The sequence below is a fragment of the Siphonobacter sp. BAB-5405 genome (genome assembly GCF_002872335.1).
Taxonomy (GTDB): domain Bacteria; phylum Bacteroidota; class Bacteroidia; order Cytophagales; family Spirosomataceae; genus Siphonobacter.
Genome location: NZ_NJAG01000052.1, coordinates 1 through 21680, shown reverse-complemented (window position 1 = coordinate 21680; position 21680 = coordinate 1). Strand labels below are relative to the sequence as shown.

The following is a 21680-nucleotide window of genomic DNA, read 5'->3' as shown; positions in this document are numbered from 1 at the left end:
TCAACTGTTTAACTTCAACCTTAACACTGGATTTGCTCCAATGATAATGACCGACCAAACTACATTTTATTAAGATGAGGCGAAAGGAAATTCAGTCTATTGTTTTGATTATAAGATGGTTATAACCCAGCCTCTAAAGGATCTATTCATCAATACATTCAAAATACCGACTGCATTGTGTATGCCATTCGAACGCCAATGACAGGTTCTATCGCCAGTTTTTTCGTTTTACGGAGAAGGATAACGAAGAAATGTATGAAACTAAAATCAGCGGTACAGCAAACGTCTTTTAAAACGTTTAGTGTACCGCTAATTTTAACGTTAAAATTAGTGCTTACAAAAGCTATTATAAACTGAAAGCGAGGTAGTAACCGCCTGGCTTATGCCCATTTTTGACTCCACCAACGGCTAATACAATATACTGCTTTCCATTCATAGCATACGTCATCGGAGTAGCGAACCCACCCGCAGGCAGCTGGTATTCCCAGACTACTTTGCCCGTTTTTTTGTCGAAAGCCCGGAAGCGTTCATCCTTTGTAGCGGCTATGAATACCAAACCTCCAGCCGTAACCAAAGGTCCTCCGTAGCTCTCCGTTCCCGTGACCGGTAACCCTCTTTTTGTCAATTCTGGAAACTCACCAAGTGGAACTTTCCAAAGGTATTCCCCCGTATTGAGATCAATTGCATTCAGGGTTCCCCAGGGGGGCGTAATAGCCGGATAGCCATCGGGATCGAGAAAGCGTTTCCAACCTGTATTCACATAGGGTGAAGGGGGCGGTGTATCGGCGGTAATTACCGCAGGCTTTGAATCATGAGGATCGGGAGGAATAGGCTTGTTAATTCCCAGAAGAAAATGGACAATGGCCAGACGCGTTTTCTCCGGTACATGCTGAAACGAAGGCATTCGACCACGGCCCGTCTGCAATATTTGCATCACCTGTTGAGGCGAATACTTGGCTTTTACATTCCGTAAGTCAGGATATTCGATCCCATTGCCTTTCCGTTCGGAACCGTGGCAAATCGAGCAATGATCCAGGTACAGCGTTTCGCCCGAGAGCGGTTGGGATTTCTGACGTTTAAATTCTTCCATTTGCACATCCCAAACCATCTCATTGGCATTTTGATAGAGTATACCCTGCTCGTCAGCGGCAGTGCCACCCCATTCGGCTCCACCTCCCAATCCGAAAACCAGCGTTCCTTCCTTACTGGGCGGGATGAATTTGTTTCCGGAACGCGTTTGCTGAAAACGCTTTCGTACAAACGCATGAGCCTCGGGGGTACGCGTCGTAATATCCGCTTCCGTTAAAAACTGTCGTGTGAGCGGAGCCGGTTTCAGCGGGTATTTTTGCGTAGGCCAGGGCTTTTCACCGGGGAGGGCTACGGTTGGTACCGGGCGTTCTTCAATCGGAAATAACGATTCTCCCGTATCTCGGTTCAATACGTACACCAGGCCATCTTTCGTCGCCTGTACTACCACTTCTACTTTTTTACACTGATGAACTACGGTAGTTAGCGTTGGTGGACAGGGAATATCGCGATCCCATAAGTCGTGATGGATCGTCTGGAAATGCCAGAGCCGTTTCCCCGTCTCCGCGTCCAGAGCCAGAATACAGTCAGAAAAAAGGTTTGTTCCTTCCCGAGCACCCCCGTAGAAATCACTGGAGGGAGAGCCCGTACCGAGATAAACCACCCCACGTTTTTCGTCCAGTACCATCCTCCCCAATTATTAGCGGCCCCACTTTTTTTCCAAGCATCTTTAGGCCAGGTATCATAGCCGTATTCACCCGGGTGAGGAATGGTATGGAAAACCCATTTGAGTTTACCCGTACGAACGTCAAAGCCACGTATATAACCGGGAGCGGCATCCGTACCTTCACCTACCCGCGAACCCATTACCAGGGTTTCTTTATAAATGACGCCCGGACTGGTCGCATCAACCGGTAACGCGTTTACGTCCCGGTCCAGGCCATCGCCTACACCTTCGTGTAAATCGATGGAACCCTTCTCGCCAAATTCAGACACCAGTATGCCTTTCTCGGCATCCAAAGCAAACAACCGGGAGCCCGCCGAATAGTAAATCCGTTTCCCTTCGGGCCAGTACATCAAACCCCGGATGGGATGGAAGGTAGGAATCTGATTTTCGAAAGGGTCAAACTTCCAGAGTTCTTCCCCCGTATCGGCTTTCAGAGCGAAGAGCTTCAGGAGCGGTGTGGTACCGTACAGGATGCCATGGATCATTAAGGGTTGACACTGAATCTCAAACGGATTTTCACCCTGAACGGCCTTGTAGCTCCAGGCTACTTTGAGTTTGGAAACATTACTACGATTGATCTGATCGAGTTTGGAATAACGGTTACCGGCGTAATTGCCCCCGTACGTGGGCCAATCTTCCGAGGGTTTATCGGGACTGGTGCAACTCCAGCCCAACAGAGCGAAGGCTCCGATCAATGCAAGGTATTTCATAACGTAGGTGGCGATGCCTATACGCTATAAGGCGAGTGGACGCCGGATTGTTTAGGAACGAGTAAGGTCGGTACCAAAGATCTAAACTTCTGCTGCTGCTTCGTCGAGGCCGGGCAAAGAGGGCAAGTCCACCCGAAAACGGGTACCCTGATCCAGTTGAGAGATTACCGTAATCCGTCCTCCGTGTAGTTTAATGATCTTCTCGGTCAGCGATAAACCAATCCCGTTTCCCTTGATTGCATGCGAATTGGTAGCCCGGTAAAAGGGCTGGAAAATATAGTCAAGCTCCGATTCGGCAATACCGATACCCTGATCTTCGAAAAGTACTTCGACGTAGTCCGAATGAGGCTTTACGGTAATTTGCGTATGATGATCGGACGAAAACTTGCAACCATTTTCAATCAGATTCATAAAGGCCATTTGTAAAAGCGATTCTTCACCCTTATGGCAATGGCGGGTAAAGATTCATCTTCGTCCTGAGCATCCGTTGCAAAACTGATGCGGTAATTCGGATATTTATGCAATACGGAAGCAACGGCTTCGTAGATCACTTCGTCGAGCTGTACCGTTGCCCAGGTTACCTGTATTTCCTTCACGTCAAACTGAGCCAGTTCGAGCAATCCATTCGATAAGGCATTCAGGCGATTAATGTCTTCCAGAAGCGATTTTAATAAATTCTGATACTCTTCACTCGAACGGGGTTTAATTAAGGAAACTTCAATCTGGTTGGTAATCAGGGTTAAAGGGGTTCGTAACTCATGCGATGCGTTAGAAACAAAACTCCGTTGCATTTCGAAACTGGAAATCCGGTCGAGCATCTGATTAAACGATACCGCCAGTCGACTCAGCTCATCGTCCGCGTCGGGCGGTACGGGCAAGCGTAATTCCAGATTTGAAACTTTGATCTGCTCAATTTTTTCGATCATATTCGAGATCGGTTTGATGGAGCGGCGGGCGAAAATCTGGCTCAGTACAATAACCACCAAAAAGGCAATCACCAGGGTAGCTACCGAGACCGTAATCATTTCGTGCATTTTCTGCTGCCCGTAATCATCAATGGCGTACGAAACTACTTTGTACCGTTGCCCTTTGGAGTTGTGCAGTAATAGACCGTAACCCATGCGTTCGCCATCGCTGATCGAAACTACCTTCTGACTGGTAATCTGTTGTAACAGCGGTTCGGTGATCGATAAAGGGAGGTTCCTGGATTTCCTTGTCATCCAGCTCCCCACTGTCGTACAGGAGTTGATTTTGTTCATCGAAAATGGCTACGCGGCGGTTGGATAAAGAGGTATAGGTCCCTTCGTCAATCCATCGTAACAGCGAACGATCCAGCGATTCCCCCCGAGACATGAGGTGCGTCATCGTCACCCCCCGGTTTTTAACGATATTCAGAAAGTAATCCCGATTCGAGGTAGAGAAGTAGTAGTAAAAGTTCGCCAGAAACAGGAGCAGCACAGGCGAAACCACCACGACGAAGGTAAGGGACAGGCGGGTACGGAGGTGCATGTTTATTCGGCCATTTCTTTCATGATGTAACCAATGCCTTTGCGGGTATGGATGAGTTTCGTCGTGAAATCCTTGTCAATTTTCTTTCGTAGGGTATTAATGTAAACATCAATCAGGTTGGTGCCCGTGTCAAAAGGAATATCCCAGACGTTTTCGGCGATTTCGTTTCGGGTCAGTACCGTTCCCTGATTTCTCAAAAAGTACTCCAACAGGGCAATTTCGCGGGGGGTGACGTTGATAGGGCGACCGGCCCGGCTTACCGTTTTTTCCCGCAGATCCAGTATCAGATCCGCAATGCTCAACTGGCTGTGAGCGGCGGAAGTACTGGATTGCTGACTACGCTTGCGGCTTACCTGAATGCGGGCCAGCAATTCACTGAACTCGAAGGGTTTGACCAGATAATCATCGGCTCCGGCGTCGAAGCCCGTGAGTTTGTTTTCAATTGTACCCAGGGCGGTCAGAATAATGATGGGAATGTGGCTGTTTCGATCGTGAATGTAGCGACACAGGTCGTACCCATTGATGTCGGGCAAATTAATATCCAGTATGACCAGATTAATCTCGCCCAGTTCCAGAGCTTTCTTCGCGGAAGCTCCATCCAGAGCTACGGAGGCCTGAAAGCCGTATTCGTCCAATCCGCGTTTAAGCGAAGTGGCGAGTTTTAACTCATCTTCTACAATTAATATCCGCATACAGAATCCAATCGAGGTGGCGTATTAAAATCCTTCAGAAAAAGTCAAGTTTACTACGTCAACCCTCACATTAAAATTTTTTAATCACCTACGAGGGGTTTTACGGTTTAACTAAAAGCCCTGTATTAATCTTTAACGACTTGGTAAAACGCTGAAAAACAGGCGTATATAGGCCAAAGATACAATTTTCCTAAGCTTTAAAAATAGAACTATATAACCTTTAGCGAATTCTAATCCTGTCTTTAACTTCTCTTAATGTTGGCCTAATCTTAGGCATTTACATTTGTTACGAGGGTTTTACCAGTGGTAGTAAAACGGATGATTTTACCCAATTAATTGATGAATGCCTCGGATTTATTACGTTTTCTTAACTACTCCATGTTAGTACGTCAGTCATTGATTTATCCAATCGCCTTTCTGGTGGCTATGCTTGGTTTTCAGGCCCAGGCTCAACCGAAGGTTACGGAAGGCAAACCGCTGATAGCGGCCCCTACTGATACGCTTCAGCTGACTTTAACGCAGGCTGAAGAGCAGTTTACCCGGCAGAACTTAAACCTGATGATTGCTCAGCTGGGCATCAGCGAGTCCCAGAAGCAGGAAATACAGGCGAAACTTCGGCCGAACCCTACGGTTTACGCCGAAATCATGCCTTACAATAATGGTACGGCTACCGCGGGTAGAGAACGGGCTATTCTGCCATTTCGCCAAAGTAATTCCGAGCAGATTGTACAGTTGCAACAATTGCTTCTACTGGCCGGTAAACGCAACAAACAGCTAGCCATCGCCCAAACCAGTACCGAAATTGCTCGTGACCGTTTTCAGGATGTGATCCGAACGTTGCGGTATGACCTGCGGAGTACGTTTTACAGTCTGTACTTTAATCAACAGTCAATTAGTATTTACGACGAGGAAATTCAGACGCTTCAGCAGACGGTGACGCTGTACCAGCAGCAGTACGAAAAAGGGAACGTTCCCCTGAAAGATCTAACCCGGCTGAAAGCGTATCTGTTTAATCTGACGACGGAAAAACAGTCACTTATCCTGCAACTGGCCAACGATCAGGCTGAACTGGCCGTACTGCTGAATATGAATCCGGCGACGGTGATACGGCCTGAAGTAACAACACAGGAGCTTGAAGCTTACAATCCGGCTTCTCTGACGCTGAATGATTTGTACAACCGGGCAGAAGAAAACCGGTACGATCTGAAAGCGTATACTGATCAGTCCAAACTTGAACAGCAGAATCTGATTCTACAGAAAGCATTGGCCAAACCTGATCTGACCGTGCAGGCGACCTTTGACCGCAACGGGGCTTTTGGTTCAAATTATGTCGGGGTGGGCGTTGGATTACCCGTACCCATTTTCAACAAAAACCAGGGCAACATCGAAGCCGCAAAAATTCGTACGCAGGCCAGTCAGCAGGGCATCGCCGCTTATCGATTGCAGGTGCAGAGCGAAGTACAGAAAGCGTATGTAAAAGTGCTCCAGACCAACCAGTTGTACCAGCAGTTTGATACTCGCTTTAACGAAGACTTTTCGCGTCTCATTGACGGCGTAACCACGAATTATCGCAAGCAAAATATCGACGTAGTCGAGTTTCTGGACTTTTTCGATTCGTATAAAAATAGTCAGATTCAGTACCGTCAACTCCAGAACAACCGGATGCAAAGCCTCGAAGAGTTAGGCTACGCGGTCGGAACAAATCTATTCAGTCGATAAACTACTCATGAAAACGAATTCATTTCCCGCACTTAAATGGTGCCTGTACGTAGCTCTGCTGCTAAGTCTGGGCATGACCGGTTGTCATTCCGACTCGGATAAAGATACGCAAACGGCTGAAGCCACGCCCGTTGATTCGAACTTACTGGCCGGAGCTACCATTGACACCGCCCGGCTAAAACCCATTACCAACGAACTGCAGTTAACGGGCAAAGTCACCTTTAACCAGGACAAAGTAGTCAAGGTCTTTTCGCTGGTGGGCGGTCGTATTGAAAACGTGAAAGCAGATCTGGGAGCCCACGTACAAAAAGGACAAACGCTGGCGGTCATCAGTTCGGGCGATCTGGCTGATTTGCATCAGGAAGCGATTGCCGCCCAGGGACAATTAGCTCTGGCTCAGAAAAATATGCAGGTAGCCGAAGACATGGTACAAGCCGGATTGTCTTCCCAGAAAGACCTCGTTGCCGCTCGTGGACAATTGTCTGCGGCGAAGGGGGAGGTTGACCGGGTCAACGAACGCCGCCGCATCATGGGTGGGAGTGGAGCTTCCTACATCGTAAAGGCTCCGATTAGTGGCTTCATCGTGGAAAAAACGGCCGCTTCCGGTATGGAACTGCGGTCGGATGATCCCGAAACGCTGTTCACCATCTCTAACCTCGATCAGGTATGGGTGATGGCAAACGTGTACGAAGCCGACCTGAGTAACATTAATGAAGGCGACGAAGCAACGATCACCACCATCGCTTATCCGGATCAGGTATACAAAGGTCGAATCGATAAGGTTTTCAACGTTCTCGACCCCGATAGTAAGACCATGAAGGTGCGAATTACGCTGCTCAATGCCGACTTTAAACTCAAGCCCGAGATGTTTGCCAACGTCATTGTTTCGTATCCGGGACAGGGGGAACGTATAGCAATTCCCGGTAATGCACTCGTATTCGACAAGAGCCGGAATTTCGTTGTCGTCGTCAATCGGCAGAATCAGCCCGTTGTACGTGAAGTGACCATCTTTAAAACCATCGGGGATACGGTCTATCTCAACAGTGGCTTGCAGGCGGGCGACCGCATTGTAACGAAAAACCAACTGTTGATTTACAATGCCTTAGATAATTAATGGAGCCGGGCTCCGACCTTTCCCATGAATAAGTTCATTAAAGGTATTTTGTCCTTCTCGCTGAAGAACAAATTCTTGATCTTCTTTCTGACGCTGCTGGCCGCTGTAGCGGGTTTCATCTGCTATCAGAATACCCCCATTGAAGCGTTTCCTGACGTAACCAATACCCGGATTACAATCATTACGCAGTGGCCGGGACGCTCCGCTGAAGAGGTGGAAAAATTCGTTACCATTCCGGTGGAAATCGGGCTGAACTCCGTTCAGAAAAAAACGGATATTCGCTCGTCAACGCTGTTTGGGTTGTCCGTCGTCAATGTCATGTTTGACGATGGGGTGGACGATGCCTTCGCCCGTCAGCAGGTCAATAACCTCCTGGGCAATGTGGATTTACCCGAAGGCATTCGGCCCGAAGTACAGCCGCCCTACGGACCTACGGGGGAAATTCTCCGCTATACGCTCAAGTCACCCACGCGGTCGGTACGGGAATTGAAAACGCTTCAGGACTGGGTCATTGACCGGCAGTTCAAAAGCGTACCCGGCGTGGCCGACGTAGTAAGCTACGGCGGGGAAGCCAAAGCGTACGAGATTTCCATCAATCCCCACCGCCTGCTTGATTACGGCATTACACCACTTGAAGTATTCCAGGCGGTACAAAGTGCCAACCTCAACGTGGGAGGCGACGTCATTGAAAAAAGTTCGGAAGCCTATGTAGTCCGGGGCATCGGGATGCTCGACAACTTACAGGACATCGAAAATACGGTAATTAAAAACGTGAAGGGTACGCCCATCATGGTACGTAACGTGGCCGATGTGGCAGAGTCTGCCTTACCCCGACTGGGTCAGGCGGGTCGTGACAAAGAAGACGACGTCGTCGAAGGCGTAGTGATTATGCGGAAGGGTGAAAATCCCAGTGAAGTCATTGMCCGGGTAAAGGATAAAATCAAGGAGCTGAACACCACAATTTTGCCCGAGGACGTTAAAATCAATACGTTCTACAACCGCGAAACGCTCATCAACTTCTCCACGCATACCGTTACCCACAACCTGCTGGAAGGTCTGATTTTCGTAACCGTCATCGTCTTTATTTTCATGGCTGACTGGCGAACGACCGTCACCGTTTCCATCGTCATTCCGCTGGCTCTGCTCTTTGCCTTCATTTGTTTACGACTGAAAGGCATGTCGGCGAACCTGCTTTCGATGGGTGCCATTGACTTTGGAATCATCGTCGATGGAGCGGTGGTGATGGTGGAGGGAATTTTTGTAACGTTGGACGAAATGGCTCACCGCGAAGGCATGACGCGTTTCAACAAGATGGCTAAACTGGGCGTGATTCGGAAAACGGGTACGGAAATGGGTAAAGCCATTTTCTTCTCCAAAGCCATTATCATTACGTGTCTGGTCCCCATCTTCTCGTTTCAGAAAGTAGAAGGAAAGATGTTCTCGCCCCTGGCCTGGACCTTGGGCTTTGCCTTACTCGGAGCCCTGATTTTTACGCTGACGCTGGTGCCCGTACTGGCCAGTATGCTGCTGAAGAAAAATGTGAAAGAAAAACATAACTTCTTCACGGATTTCATCACCCGCTCGACCATGAAAGGCTTTGGCTTTACGTACGCCCACAAGAAACTAACGCTGCTGGCTACGACGATACTCGTCGTTATTGGTCTGGCTGGTTTTAAACTGTTGGGTACGGAGTTTCTGCCGGAACTGAATGAAGGTTCCATTTACGTACGGGCGACCATGCCGATGTCGATTTCACTGCCCGAATCCGTACGCCTGACGACGCAGATGCGAAAGGTATTCGAGCAGTTTCCCGAAGTAAAAGCGGTGATTTCCCAAACCGGACGTCCCAACGATGGTACGGATCCGACCGGCTTCTACAACATTGAGTTTCTGGTGGATATTTATCCAAAGGACGAGTGGAAAAGCGGGATCACGAAAGAGCAACTGATTGCTCAGATGCAGAAAAAAACTTTCGGTATTTCCCGGCGTAGATTTTGGCTTTTCGCAACCCATCATGGACAACGTGGCCGAAGCCGTATCAGGCGTGAAGGGTAGTATCGCCGTGAAGATCTACGGAAAGGATCTGAACATTCTGGAAGAAAAAGCCGGAGAAATCGACGCTCAACTGGCTACCGTATCGGGAATTACGGATCTAGGGGTGATTCGGAACATCGGTCAGCCGGAAATGCACATTTTGCTGGATGAGCAAAAGCTGGCTCTGTACGGGGTGAATAAAACCGATGCTCAGGCCGTCGTTGAAATGGCCATTGGCGGGAAAGCTGCCACGCAGATTTACGAAGGTGAACGCCGTTTTGATTTACGGATTCGGTACGCCCCCAACTTCCGCTCAACTGAGGAACAGATTGCCAATCTGATGGTACCGACGATGAACAATACCGAAATTCCCATCAAACAGATTGCCACGATCAGTACACAAACGGGTCCGGTATTGATTTATCGGGAAGGGAACGTTCGCTACGGAGCCGTGAAGTTTTCCGTACGGGGTCGGGATATGGGTGGTGCCGTGGCTGAAGCCCAGCAAAAAGTGGCCGCTGCGGTGAAACTGCCGCCAGGTTATACGGTGAAATGGGCGGGGGATTTTGAAAACCAGCAACGGGCCACGGCTCGACTGGCTCAGGTAGTACCCATTAGTTTACTGGGCATTTTCCTGATTTTGTTCGTACTGTTTGGCAATGCCAAAGACGCCGGACTGGTACTGGTAAACGTGCCTTTTGCTATCATTGGTGGAATTGCCGCCCTGTTGATTACGCACGTCAATTTCAGCATCTCGGCGGGCATTGGATTCATCGCTCTCTTTGGTATCTGTATTCAGAATGGGGTAATTCTGATCTCGGTATTCAAGAAGAATCTGCAAAAGAAAATTCCGCTCAACCAGTCCATTTCGCAGGGCGTATTGTCACGGGTCCGTCCCGTGGTCATGACGGCCATGATGGCGGCGATCGGTCTGATTCCGGCGGCTTTATCTACGGGGATTGGTTCAGAAACTTCAAAACCTCTGGCAATTGTCGTCATAGGTGGTCTGATTACGGCGACCTTGCTGACGCTATTGGTATTCCCACTGGTGTTTTACATGTCCTACCGACGGACGTATGCTCACTTGGTAGATCAGTTGTAGGTTTAGGTTAATGCAAAACAGGAAGAGCGGCGTAAAAATACACCGCTCTTCCTGTTTTGGTCTTTTTCTGGAATAGGTTTCCCAACCTGTACCTACTATTTGGCCGTTTCCAACTGACTAGTCTCACCACTAGTTAAACCATGAATAGTAGTAAAAACCTGACCGATATTAGGTGCAAGCTCGAAAACAAGCAGAAGTATACTAACCCCGGCAGGGTTCAACTTAGCCCCGTATGCAATGCGGGGAATACGTGAGCTTGCACCCGAATACAAAATGGTCTCACAACTCAGGCGAGTCCTTTCTATAACTTCAAAAACTCCACCCGCCGATTATTCGCTTTTCCTACCAGCGTATCATTTGAATCGATGGGTTGAGTTTTGCCTTTCCCATCCGTTTCCAGTCGGGATGCATCCAGGCCAAAGTCCGAGATCAGAATACTTTTCACTGATTCCGCCCGGCGTTTGGACAGGTCCACATTCGAGCTTTCATTCCCATCCGCGTCGGTATGACCTACGATCTTCACGCGTAGACTGGCATTTTCCTTCAAAACATTGGCAATATCCTGCAAGGCCCCGAACGAACCGGGCTTGATGCGATCACTGTTTACATCGAAAAGAATCCCGTGTGTGGTAAATTTTCCTTCGGTCAGCAGTTTATTACGGGTATCCGGAGCACCCACCGCCAGCTCGATGTTACTCACAAAAAAGGCTCCACCTTTCTTGTCGTAATCTGGAGCGTAAGCAGCCAGTACTAATGAATTCAAGGCTGTAGTCGTTTCCAAGGCCCGAGGTAAATCCAGCACTTTGGTACTATCCAGATAAACCCGAACGCGTTGTTTTTGTCGCCAGATGGACACCTTTACCGCATTTTTCTTGGGAACTACGAATTCCGGAGAGCTGTCCCGGTGCTGCGAGCCGATCAGATGCGAGGAGTAGTGAATACTTCCAGAACCCGAAGATTTGGGCCGGAATCCAATTTTAAAATTGGGGGTTGACGAAGTAGATTCATCGGCTCCCCAGCTAAACTTCTCATCCGCATTTTTCGTCTGCATCAGACTAATGATAAACGTACCAATACCGGCGATGCCCGGAGAGGCCATCACATCCATTTGCAGGGTGAAATTTTCGGGTAAATCCTGCGTCAGGTATTCCGGATAAAAAACGCCATCCTGATTCATACGTAGCCACTTTCCGGGTCGATTGTTCACCGTAACCAGTTCGCCACCCGTACGCGTATTCCATTGAGCCGGAAAATCGCCTATGGCATCCTGCGAGAAATCTTCGTGAACAATGATTTTTTCTCCCGGAACAAAATCAAAGCGTGAATACGAGGTAAAAGGAATGGGCGAAGCGGGTGCCGCTGCTGGGGAAACAGACGGAGCAGGATCGTTAGAAGTTCCCACGGTACTAGTGGAACCGTTGGGCTCAGACGTAGGTGGCGTAGACTCTTCGCCCGCTTTTGATTCCTTCTTTTTCTTTTTTGAAGTGCTGTCGATCGACTGATCAATGGTTTGGTCAATCTTCTGATTTACTTTCTGCTCTACTCTACTTTTAATACGGTCTAACAATTGAGCCTGAGCATGGCCCGCCCACATACTGACAACTACTAGTACCAAAAATTTCTGCATGCCTGAATAAAGAGTTAAGGAGTTTCAAATGCGGAAGCAAGTATACTGACTTCTGCCATAGCCTGCGGCTTTAAGAAGTATGAACACGAACTAAAAATGGATTATCGGTTGTCAGGCAGGATTAAATACGTTTATTTTTTGGCGAAGAACGTATATTGAATGTTCCAGCGAAATTCCTTGCCCGGTTCGGCCTTGATTGGAATATACGGTTCCGGACAAAACGTCGTACGCTTGGCCCAGCACACGATTCGGCTCAGCGGTTGATCGCCGGTGACGGTAACCCCTACACTTTTGTTTTCCACGCGGAGGTGGTAGTCTTTGGCGGTTGTACCAAAGCCCGTCAGGAAGACCTGCGTCGATTCGCCCGGCCCCAGTTCCTTCAGAAAACGCCACGTGTTTCCTTCCACCGCCGCCAGCGTACCCAGTCCCTGCGTTTCGCCCTGGGTTTGGAGGGCAAACGGAAACGTGACCCGGCAGTCGGGACCCGTCGGCTGACGATCCAGTACGAAGAAGTTATGGTTATAGACGTTCGTTTCAATCGTTTTAGTACCGGTTATTTTTCAGGCGGTGTTCCAATACCAGTACGGGTTTGTTGGGAAGCAGTCGAACCGTTTTTTCATAGTGGTATGAATACCCCGCCGCATCGCTTAGTTCGTGCACGAAGGTAACCTGATCTTTGCCTACGCGGGTCGTCCAGTGACCGGGATTTATGTTTTCGTAAGAATGATAAAAACGGTACGCGGTCGTGTCTTTTTTACGCAAAGCACCCACACCAATTTTCAGAAAGGTTTCGCCGGGCTTGGCGGCTGCGTAACCTATAGCTACAAATTCTTCTACGGGACCCGTGATGGCGTCATTTACCTTGGGATCGTGTGTATCGAACCAGGGGCCGAAGAAGGAGTGGCCCTGATACTGTAAATCGGTAATGACACCCGACCAGTCAAAACGTTCCGCCCGGTAATAACCTTTTTCAGCATCCGGTACATACAGTTTAGCGGTGATCAGTCCGTTGGAAATCGTAGTTTCGGGAAAAGACTCACTTCGTTGAAAAGCCCACAGACTCAACGTTAAACAAAACAATCCCAGTAAGCGGCTGAAACGGGGAAAAAGAGGTCGAAAAGAGCCTTGTAAATCAACGCGAAGAGCCATTGTAGGTAGGAGTTGAGCAGCACAAAGAACGGCCGAAATGGAGCAGAAAAGCCTTCAAATAAACAGAAGATTTATGTTTCTGCGTCCGTAGCTCGCGAAAAAGAGCTATACTTAACCTTTAAAACGCTCAATTAACTGCTTGGCAATGCTTACTACCGATGGCTTCCGTCGTTATTTAGGAATACATCCTGAAGAAACCCGTACCGTCTGGCTTTTTTTCCTCCATCACTTTCTCTTAGGAATTGGAACGATTCAATTATATGTAGCTGCGAATGCCATTCTACTGGAAAATGATCCGGCTACGAGTTTGCCTCTGGCGTACATAGCCTCGGCCATTGGGATGATTCTGATCGGTAAAGCCTACGCTCATTACGAACATCACCTGGGGCTAAGTTCCGTAGCCTTACGCGTACTCTGGACCGTGAGTGTGATGACCCTGTTGGTGATGCTGGTGGTTTGGGTGGGGCATTCGATCATAGCGGCCATTGGAATCATGGTCGGGTACCGGATTATTTATCTGCTGACCAGTCTGGAATTCTGGGGGGTATCGGCGGTGGTATTCGACACGCGGCAGGGCAAACGCCTCTTCAGTATCATCAGTTCGGGCGATATGCCCGCCAAAGCTCTGGGGGCCGTACTGGCCGCTCTGGTACACGCTCACGCCGATTTATTGACGTTACTGGGCGTTTCGTTACTGGCCTTTCTGGGAGCCTTATTCACATTAAAACTAACGCTACGTTCGCACGCCATTCGTACCCGCGACCGTTCAACGGCCCGTCGTCGTCCGCAATCGCGTTTGATTCAGCAGTTATTTGGTGGAAGCGAACTGGTCTTTTTCATGTGTCTGAGTATCCTGACCGTGGCGTGTTTCGCGACCAAAATTGAGTTTAACTTCTTTCTGGACGTTAAACACCGCTTTCACGATCAGTCTGAAGTGATTGCGTACGTCAGCTACTGGCTGGCGGGTACCTATGTACTGGCGATGCTGGTGAAGCTCCTGCTGTCCCGGCGGGCACTGGATCGTTTGGGGGTGCAGACTTCCTTATTAGTATTACCGCTGGTAGCATTGATTGGATTATTGGGATTGGCCATTACCCGGAGTGTAGTAGGCGACGAAACGGTTCTGTTAGTGTGGGCCTGCTTGCTCTACGTTTCGGTGGAGGTCATTCGTCGTTCCTTATTTGATGCGGTTTTTTTAGTACTCTTTCAACCGCTGACGCCCCATCAACGGCTGCTGGGTCATACCCTGGCCAAGGGCATGTACGAACCGCTGGGCCTGGGTCTGGCGGGTTTGTTGCTGGGACTTTCGCAGTGGTTAGCCCTGAGCGAAAGCAGGGTCATCTGGTTCTGGCTGATTTTTCCGGTGGCTACGGGACTGCTCATTCGACGGGCGTATCGCTTTTATTTACATACCCTGGGCGATGCCTTATCGCGGCGATTCTTACCCGGTGAACAGGTAGCCCTGCCTGGCGAAATAGCTCTGGCTGCCGAACAGGATTTAACGAGTCCTTCACCCGAGCGGGTACTGGCAGCAGTAGCGTGGTTTGAAGAAAATCAACCGACTTTACTAGCTCAGAAAACATTGCCGCTGTTGCGACATCCCGACGCGTTGGTGCGGCTGGGGGTTCTGGAACGCCTGGGTCCGGAGGCCAAACAAATGCCCTTGCAACCCTTACTGACGGATACGCATCCGCAGGTACGCCAGCGGACGGCCCAGCTCCTGGCTCAGCAGGCGGGCCCCATTCGGGAGTTGCTCGAATCGCCCGACCGGGGTATTCAGAAAGGAGCTCTCCTCGGACGTCTGCAGAAAGATCGTACCGATAGCATTGCCCGCGAACAGTTGGATCGCTGGGTGAACGCATCCACCGAAGAAGAGCAGGTTGCGGCTCTTGAAGTAATCCGTCATTTGTACTTAACGGAGTATACGGCTTTTGTTCAGAAAGGCTTACAAAGTACCCGGCCTGCGGTGGTAAAACAGGCCATTGAAACGGCGGGTAGACATTCGTCACTGGTCCCTCAATTATTAACTTTACTACGCGACCGTTCGTACGGACGAGCTACGCTGCGGAACTTACGTCAGGCCGCGAGTGAAAACTTATCAGCCTTTACGCCTCTGCTGGACGCTCCCGTCGAACAGCGGCGGATGCTGGCTCAGTTGCTGAGTACCCTGCAAACGCCTGAAAGTGAGCAATGGTTGATGCGACTGGCCGGAGAATCGGACCGCACGGTACGGGAAACGGCTCTGCATTCGTTGCGGCATTTTTCTTCATCGGCCGAAAATCGACTGTTTTTTGAGGCGTTGCTTTCCGAAGACCTCGCTTTGGCCGAGCGGATTCAGGCGGGACAGTACGCCGCGATGGATGCCGAATGGAATCGGCTCTGGGCTACGAAATGGAGCGGGTTCTGAAACGGATTTTGCGGATACTCAGCAAACTATATGATGCCGAAGCTTTGAACCAGATTCAGCAGAGTCTGCAACACCCTTCGCAGGAACGGAGTGCCAACGCCCTCGAAATGCTCGAAAACCTGGTGCCCCGGCCCGTGTATCGCTTGTTCCGTACGCAACTGGAAGCGTCGGCTTCCATTGTGCCCGAATCGATGGCTGAGTCGGTAGCCTTTATTCTGGAGGAAGGAACGACCCTGTTTACGGAGTGGACCGTCAGCGTAGCCCTGCGTCGCTGGAATTCCTGGGTAGGGGATCCAAAACTGGTGACGGCTTATCTATCGCATCCGATTCATTTACTCAGCGAAAGTGCAGAAAACACGCTCGCTGCTTTTGAAAAAAATACGCCTATGCACGCTCATGCCACGTCCAGCCATTCGGCTCACGAATTGGTACAGATTCTGAAGAATACGCCTTTGTTTGCCAGTACCGCCGAAAACGTACTCGCCAGTATCATTCCGATTATGAAACAGGTGCATTACCCGGCGGGAGAGGTGATCATTCGAAAGGGCGATCTGGGCGATAGTATGTTCGTCATTCTGTCGGGGGAGATAGAAATTTACGATCAGGATACGCTACTGGCCGAAATGGGCCGGGGCGATCTCTTCGGCGAACTGGCCCTGCTGGATTCCGAACCGCGTTCGGCTACGGTGATTGCCCAAACGGCGGCTACGCTGTTCCGGATCGATCAGGAAGATTTTTATGACCTGATGGAAGAACGCGACGAAGTCCTGCGGAACGTGATGCGGGTACTCTGCCAGCGGATTCGCCATCAGAATGAAGTGGTTACGGCTCAAGCAAGGTAGCCTGATTTTGCAAAAGCTCCAGTTGGACGGCTTTGGCGGGTTGCCGATGAGCGAGGGCCGTAGCCGTCCAATACTGGTGGGAGCTTAAAAAAGTGATCTGCTTCTGTAGCCATTCCGCTTCCGTACCGATCAGGTGTCGGGCCTGTAATTCCTGGTAAAGGGTATGGGAAATGGACTCGAAACCCGGCCGACCCAGGTAATCCAGATCCGCATCGCAGAGGATTTGTTCCAGATGCGTTTGCGGATTTTGCGGAACCTTCGTTGCCCGAATCATCCCGCAGATTAACTCAATCTGCCCGGCTGAGTAGCCAAATGTGGACAGGCATTGCTCTACTACTTCACAACCCGCTTCTTCGTGGTTTTCATACGTATACATGAAGCCACAATCGTGGTACAAAGCCGCTGTACGTAACAACATAAGCGATTCCTGATCTTCAACCCCTTCGCTCCGAGCCAGCCATTCAGCGGCTCGAACTACATCTTCCGTATGGTGCAGACCGTGGTAATAGAGCGTTTCGGGTAATTGTTGCCGTAGTAAATCAAGGATGAATGCTTCGGCTTGTATAAGGTTCATACTAGGAGAGGTTTGGTAGGGATGCATATGGTGCGATTAAGCCTGTACTTCGACTACTGCCACGGGCTGGGCTTTATTTTTGAGCGTAATTTCGCCCAAAGGCTGACCTTGGAAGGATTCTTTGACTTGTTGATACACGGCATCACTGATCAGGATCTGCCCGGGTTTTGCCACGGATTGCAGTCGCTGGGCCAGATTGACGGTATCACCAATCACTGTATAATCCAGTCGTTTGAGCGAAGCCGAACCAATGTTTCCCGAAACCATTTCTCCCGAATTGATACCAATGGCTACCTGCGGGAGGAAGGTCTGATCGGGTAAAACTTCTTCCATCTCCGACAGTTGCGTACGCACGGCCAGCGAGGCTTCAATGGCCCGATCCAGGTGAAATTCACCCCGGAATACGGCCATAACGGCATCGCCAATGAACTTATCGATATAGCCGCCCTGGGCAATGATGGCCTTCACGATCACTTCAAAGTACGAGTTGATGAGCTTCACTACTACATCGGCAGGTTCGCGTTCGGTGATCGCCGTAAATCCGCAAATGTCCACAAATACGACGGTGCCTTCCACCGTTTCATTGGCCGTGAGGGAAGATTCGAACTCCGAACGGGTCATAAACTGAAGTACATTTTCATCGACGTACATCCGCAGAATATCGTTTTCCTTGATGGCTTTCAGCGTTTGCCGGAGCTGATCAACGTGCTTTAACGTCTTCTGCATCGTCACTTCCAGGTCCTCAAAATCCACGGGTTTGCACAGAAAATCATAGGCTCCCCGGTTCATCGCCACGCGGATGTTTTCCATATCGCCGTAGGCCGAAACGATGACGGCCTTAACGATGGGATTGGTTTCGTGAAGTTTCACCAGCAGGGTCAGACCATCCATTTCGGGCATGTTGATGTCACTCAACACCACGTCCGTATCGGGGTGCTGCTGCAATTGCTGAAGGGCTTCCACGCCATTCTGGGCGAAGATGAATTCGTACTTTCCTTCCCTGATCTGACGGCGAAACTTCTGCTTGATGAGTATTTCCAAATCCGTTTCATCATCCACAACCAAAATCTTTGCCTTCATAATGTGTCTTTGAGTTTCTGCTTTAACTCGCTGAAATCAAGCGGTTTGGTTAAAAAATCATTTGCTCCCAGGCTGAGAGCTTTGGCGTGCGTGTCTTCGTCGCCGTAAGCGGTAATCATCATGACGAGCGGCGGGGCCATGGGGTGCGACTCTCGAATGGATTCCAGTAATTCCAGACCGCTCATTCCGGGCATGTTGATGTCCGATAGAATGAGTACAATTTCCGAGTGCTGATCCTCAAGGCGGGTAAGGGCTTCTTCTCCGGAGAAAGTAAAGATAAAGCGAAGTTCTCCACTTCGGATTTCGCGACGAAAACGTTGTTCAAAAAGCGACTGAACATCGGGTTCGTCGTCTACAACTAATATATGCATGAAGGAATCGTTAAAATCGTTGGATTAGGCGGGCAGGCGAATAATAAACTCAGTAAAAGCATCTGGCTCGGAAATCACTTCCAGCGTACCGCCGTGGGCTTTGGTAATGATGTCATAGCTTAGGGAAAGGCCCAGACCCGTACCCTGTCCGCTGGGTTTGGTGGTGAAAAAGGGCTGAAAAATTTTCTGTTTGACGTGTTCGGGCATTCCTGTACCGTTGTCGCGAATGCGTATTTCGATCTGTTTCTGCACACGCTGGGTCCGAATGCTCACCGTAGGTTCGTAGCCCTGCGGTTGCTGACGCTTGCGTTCGGAGACGGCGTAAAAGGCATTGGTAAACATATTCAGCAATACCCGGCCCAAATCCTGCGGCAAGACGTTGATCTTGCCCAGACTGGCATCGAAATCCGTTACTAATTTGGCGTTGAAGGTTTTATCCTTGGCCCGCAAGCCGTGGTAGGCCAGTCGCAGGTACTCATCAGCCAGAGCGTTCAGATCAATCGCTTCTTTTTGCCCCGAAGACGTACGCGAGTGTTGAAGCATCCCTTTTACGATACTATCCGCCCGCTTGCCGTGGTGCTGAATTTTCTGAAGGTTCTGCTCAATATCGCTGAGCAGCTCACTGACTAATTCCGTATCAAGCGTTTCTTTCTGGGACTCTTCCCGCAATTCTTCCACGAGTTCGACACTGACTTCCGAGAAGTTATTGACGAAGTTGAGGGGATTCTGGATTTCGTGGGCAATCCCCGCCGTCAGTTCCCCAAGTGAAGCCATCTTCTCGGCGTGAATGAGCTGGTTCTGCGTAGCTTTCAGGTGATCAAGGGCTTTTTCCAGTTCTTCTTTTTGTAAACGAAGTTCGGCGGTACGTTCGGCAACGAGTACTTCTAATTCGTTTTTCTGGGCTTCGGTTACCTTACTGAGTTGCTCCTGTTGTTCCCGTCGGAGGCGTTCATTTTCCAACGCTTTTTCCTGCTTTCGGTTATTTAGCCACAACGCGAATACCCAAACGAAAGCGAAAAAGCGGGCGGCATTGAGGTAATCGTCAAATTGTTCATAGAAATCTTGGTTTATCAATTGAATGAACGTAGATAAAAACGAGACTGCCGTGAAAGGAATTAGCGAAATGGAAACCGAACGTACGGGACGAAAAAAATCCAGCTTGAAAACGGCAAGAACCATCCCAAAGAGCACGAGTGGCCAGGCCATCCGAATCAGTACCGAATCCCGAAGGATCATCTGACCTACGAGCAGAGCGATAGAAAAATGCCGGAGGTATACCAGCTGTTGATCCAGCCAGACATTTTTATTCGCTGTATCTAACGTTTTGCGGACGTAATTGATGAAAAAGAAGACAATGAGGAAGGACGCGACAGACATAAGTTTCCAGTAAAACAGGGGAGCTGCGTAGGAAGTACGGCTTAAATAATTAAAATTAAAACAGAAACGGGGTATTGCCAACGGAAAAGCCTAAAAAGCCTTCGCAAGGCCAAATAATAGCGGCTCCGAACCAGAAGATACCGTAGGAATGCCCACTGCGTACCGTAAAAAGCTATTTTGATGCTTAATCCGTTACATTGTTTCCATCGATTAAGGAAGATAGGGTAGAATTGAAGCTGGGTCTCCGCTGGCTGACGTATCTTTACGCTAGACCTCTAATTACCATTATGAAACGATTTCTTCTGTGGATGATTTTAGTGCTGGCGGTTGCGAAGACTCAGGCTCAGCAAATGTCGCTGGATACATTGCTTCCCGTTCGGGGCTTCTGTATCGCTGCTCCCTTGCCGAATCGACTCGATGAGTTTATCCGTTTCATTGATACGGAACTAGCCCCTCGAAAAGTTAATACACTGGTCCTGCGGGTGGATTACAACTATCAATTCAAAACGCATCCTGAATTACGCGACAGTGTGTCTTTGTCAAAAGCCGAGGTACGCCGACTCGTGCAGACCTGCCGCAAACACCAGATTACGCTGATTCCACAGGTTAATTTGCTGGGTCATCAGTCCTGGGCTAACAAAACCGGAAATCTGCTGGAAAAATACCCGCAACTGGATGAAACGCCCTGGGTGAAAATGCCCGCCAAGTACGAGTGGCCCAATCCCGATGGCTTGTACTGTAAAAGCTATTGCCCGCTGCATCCGGACGTACATGCGATCGTATTCGATCTGATGGACGAAATTTGCGATGCTTTCGAAGCCTCTGCCTTCCACGCCGGGTTGGATGAGGTCTTTTACATCGGGGAAGCCCGCTGTCCCCGCTGTGGAGGCCGTGACCCGGCTGAACTATACGCCGGAGAAGTACGCACGCTTCGGGACCATCTGGCTCAGAAAAATCGTAAACTCTGGATGTGGGGCGATCGCTTACTGGAGGGTAAAGTGACCGGTATGGGGATGTGGGAAGCCAGCTTTAACCAGACCCACCGGGCCATCGATCTGATTCCGAAAGACGTCATGATTTGTGACTGGCACTACGAACGTCCCGACCAGACGCCCGTGTACTTTGCCATGAAAGGCCTCAGCGTAGTAACCTGTCCCTGGCGGAAACCTAAAAATGCCGTTGCTCAGGTACAGGATATGCTCCGGTTCCGCCGCTCGGCTACCCGGCCCATGAAAGAATTGTATCAGGGTATGATGCAAACCGTTTGGTCAGATGCCGGAAGTTTTCTGGATGAATTCTACGGTCGGAAGAAAACTACTTCCGAAGAAACGCCCACGCGATGTTTTCAGGATCTGTACCGTGAAATTGCCCGCCTAACTCCCTAGTTTTCTGCTATGAAAAATTCGCGTATTCCTTCCATCGACGTTTTTCGGGGATTGACGATGCTACTTATGATTTTTGTCAACGATCTCTGGACGCTGCGGGCGATTCCTTCCTGGCTGGAACACGCCGAGGCGAACGTCGACTTTCTGGGACTGGCGGATACGGTGTTTCCCTGTTTCCTTTTCATTCTGGGGATGTCCATTCCGCTTGGCGTAGACGCCCGGTTAACCAAAGGAG

At 49.6% G+C, this 21680-nt stretch carries 19 protein-coding genes and 1 pseudogene; 7 read left to right on the top strand and 13 right to left on the bottom strand.

The features are described from left to right. Positions 1-346: 346 nt before the first annotated feature. From BWI97_RS28615 to BWI97_RS24735, 6 genes are all read right to left on the bottom strand, one after another. Entirely contained in the window at positions 347-1600 is a 1254-nt protein-coding gene (locus BWI97_RS28615) for a PQQ-binding-like beta-propeller repeat protein (protein ID WP_233208020.1), read from the bottom strand. Beyond that, positions 1510-2463: a hypothetical protein gene (locus BWI97_RS28610; protein WP_233208019.1), complete on the bottom strand. Its 954-nt coding sequence runs from the start codon at positions 2461-2463 to the stop codon at positions 1510-1512. The genes BWI97_RS28615 and BWI97_RS28610 overlap by 91 nt, the downstream gene beginning before the upstream one ends. Positions 2464-2544: 81 nt before the next feature. Then, complete coding sequence (locus BWI97_RS24745; RefSeq protein WP_102203227.1) at positions 2545-2883, bottom strand: sensor histidine kinase KdpD; 339 nt, start codon at positions 2881-2883, stop codon at positions 2545-2547. After that, positions 2871-3584 carry a histidine kinase dimerization/phospho-acceptor domain-containing protein gene (locus tag BWI97_RS24740; RefSeq protein WP_158242839.1) on the bottom strand — a complete coding sequence of 238 codons (714 nt, stop codon included), beginning with the start codon at positions 3582-3584 and terminating at the stop codon, positions 2871-2873. Before BWI97_RS24740 ends, BWI97_RS24745 begins: the two co-directional genes overlap by 13 nt. After that, the gene (locus BWI97_RS27775; protein ID WP_158242838.1) at positions 3517-3972 is read right to left on the bottom strand and encodes a hypothetical protein; all 456 of its coding nucleotides are present in this window, start codon (positions 3970-3972) and stop codon (positions 3517-3519) included. Before BWI97_RS27775 ends, BWI97_RS24740 begins: the two co-directional genes overlap by 68 nt. A gap of 2 nt (positions 3973-3974) precedes the next feature. After that, positions 3975-4664, bottom strand: coding sequence for a response regulator transcription factor (locus tag BWI97_RS24735; protein ID WP_094812756.1), 690 nt, complete (start codon positions 4662-4664; stop codon positions 3975-3977). Positions 4665-5042: 378 nt separating this feature from the next. Here BWI97_RS24735 and BWI97_RS24730 point away from each other — a divergent pair, with 378 nt between their 5' ends. The 3 genes and pseudogenes from BWI97_RS24730 (at position 5043) to BWI97_RS24720 (ending at position 10633) form a co-directional block, all read left to right on the top strand. After that, the gene (locus tag BWI97_RS24730; protein ID WP_233208018.1) at positions 5043-6383 is read left to right on the top strand and encodes a TolC family protein; all 1341 of its coding nucleotides are present in this window, start codon (positions 5043-5045) and stop codon (positions 6381-6383) included. A 7-nt stretch (positions 6384-6390) separates the two neighbouring features. Then, on the top strand, positions 6391-7497 hold the full coding sequence (locus BWI97_RS24725; protein ID WP_102203224.1) for an efflux RND transporter periplasmic adaptor subunit: 1107 nt from the start codon (positions 6391-6393) through the stop codon (positions 7495-7497). A gap of 24 nt (positions 7498-7521) precedes the next feature. Then, positions 7522-10633 (top strand): annotated as a pseudogene (locus BWI97_RS24720) (efflux RND transporter permease subunit). Between the two features lie 301 nt (positions 10634-10934). Here the strand turns inward: BWI97_RS24720 and BWI97_RS24715 are convergent. From BWI97_RS24715 to BWI97_RS28600, 3 genes are all read right to left on the bottom strand, one after another. Beyond that, a complete protein-coding gene (locus BWI97_RS24715; RefSeq protein ID WP_102203223.1) occupies positions 10935-12260 on the bottom strand; it encodes an OmpA family protein in 1326 nt (441 codons plus the stop codon). A gap of 131 nt (positions 12261-12391) precedes the next feature. Continuing rightward, positions 12392-12667 carry a hypothetical protein gene (locus BWI97_RS28605; RefSeq protein ID WP_233208017.1) on the bottom strand — a complete coding sequence of 92 codons (276 nt, stop codon included), beginning with the start codon at positions 12665-12667 and terminating at the stop codon, positions 12392-12394. Positions 12668-12803: 136 nt separating this feature from the next. Further along, positions 12804-13409: a hypothetical protein gene (locus tag BWI97_RS28600; protein WP_233208016.1), complete on the bottom strand. Its 606-nt coding sequence runs from the start codon at positions 13407-13409 to the stop codon at positions 12804-12806. 145 nt (positions 13410-13554) lie between these two features. Between BWI97_RS28600 and BWI97_RS24705 the strand changes: the two genes are divergently transcribed. Both BWI97_RS24705 and BWI97_RS24700 read left to right on the top strand, forming a co-directional pair. Further along, a complete protein-coding gene (locus BWI97_RS24705; RefSeq protein ID WP_102203222.1) occupies positions 13555-15816 on the top strand; it encodes a hypothetical protein in 2262 nt (753 codons plus the stop codon). Continuing rightward, positions 15777-16658, top strand: coding sequence for a cyclic nucleotide-binding domain-containing protein (locus BWI97_RS24700; protein WP_102203221.1), 882 nt, complete (start codon positions 15777-15779; stop codon positions 16656-16658). The genes BWI97_RS24705 and BWI97_RS24700 overlap by 40 nt, the downstream gene beginning before the upstream one ends. Here BWI97_RS24700 and BWI97_RS24695 read toward each other — a convergent pair. From BWI97_RS24695 to BWI97_RS24680, 4 genes are read right to left on the bottom strand one after another with little or no spacing between them, the layout of a single operon-like run. Further along, the gene (locus tag BWI97_RS24695; protein WP_102203220.1) at positions 16639-17232 is read right to left on the bottom strand and encodes an HD domain-containing protein; all 594 of its coding nucleotides are present in this window, start codon (positions 17230-17232) and stop codon (positions 16639-16641) included. The two genes, BWI97_RS24700 and BWI97_RS24695, sit on opposite strands and share 20 nt — an antisense overlap. Before the next feature lie 36 nt (positions 17233-17268). Further along, entirely contained in the window at positions 17269-18312 is a 1044-nt protein-coding gene (locus tag BWI97_RS24690; RefSeq protein WP_094812766.1) for an adenylate/guanylate cyclase domain-containing protein, read from the bottom strand. Next, entirely contained in the window at positions 18309-18683 is a 375-nt protein-coding gene (locus BWI97_RS24685; protein WP_094812768.1) for a response regulator, read from the bottom strand. Before BWI97_RS24685 ends, BWI97_RS24690 begins: the two co-directional genes overlap by 4 nt. 24 nt (positions 18684-18707) lie before the next feature. Further along, positions 18708-20060, bottom strand: coding sequence for a sensor histidine kinase (locus BWI97_RS24680; RefSeq protein WP_102203219.1), 1353 nt, complete (start codon positions 20058-20060; stop codon positions 18708-18710). Between the two features lie 287 nt (positions 20061-20347). Here BWI97_RS24680 and BWI97_RS24675 point away from each other — a divergent pair, with 287 nt between their 5' ends. Both BWI97_RS24675 and BWI97_RS24670 read left to right on the top strand, forming a co-directional pair. Then, positions 20348-21445, top strand: coding sequence for a family 20 glycosylhydrolase (locus BWI97_RS24675; protein ID WP_102203230.1), 1098 nt, complete (start codon positions 20348-20350; stop codon positions 21443-21445). Positions 21446-21454: 9 nt separating this feature from the next. Then, on the top strand, positions 21455-21680 hold a 226-nt coding region (locus BWI97_RS24670; protein ID WP_146011023.1), incomplete at its 3' end, for a heparan-alpha-glucosaminide N-acetyltransferase domain-containing protein.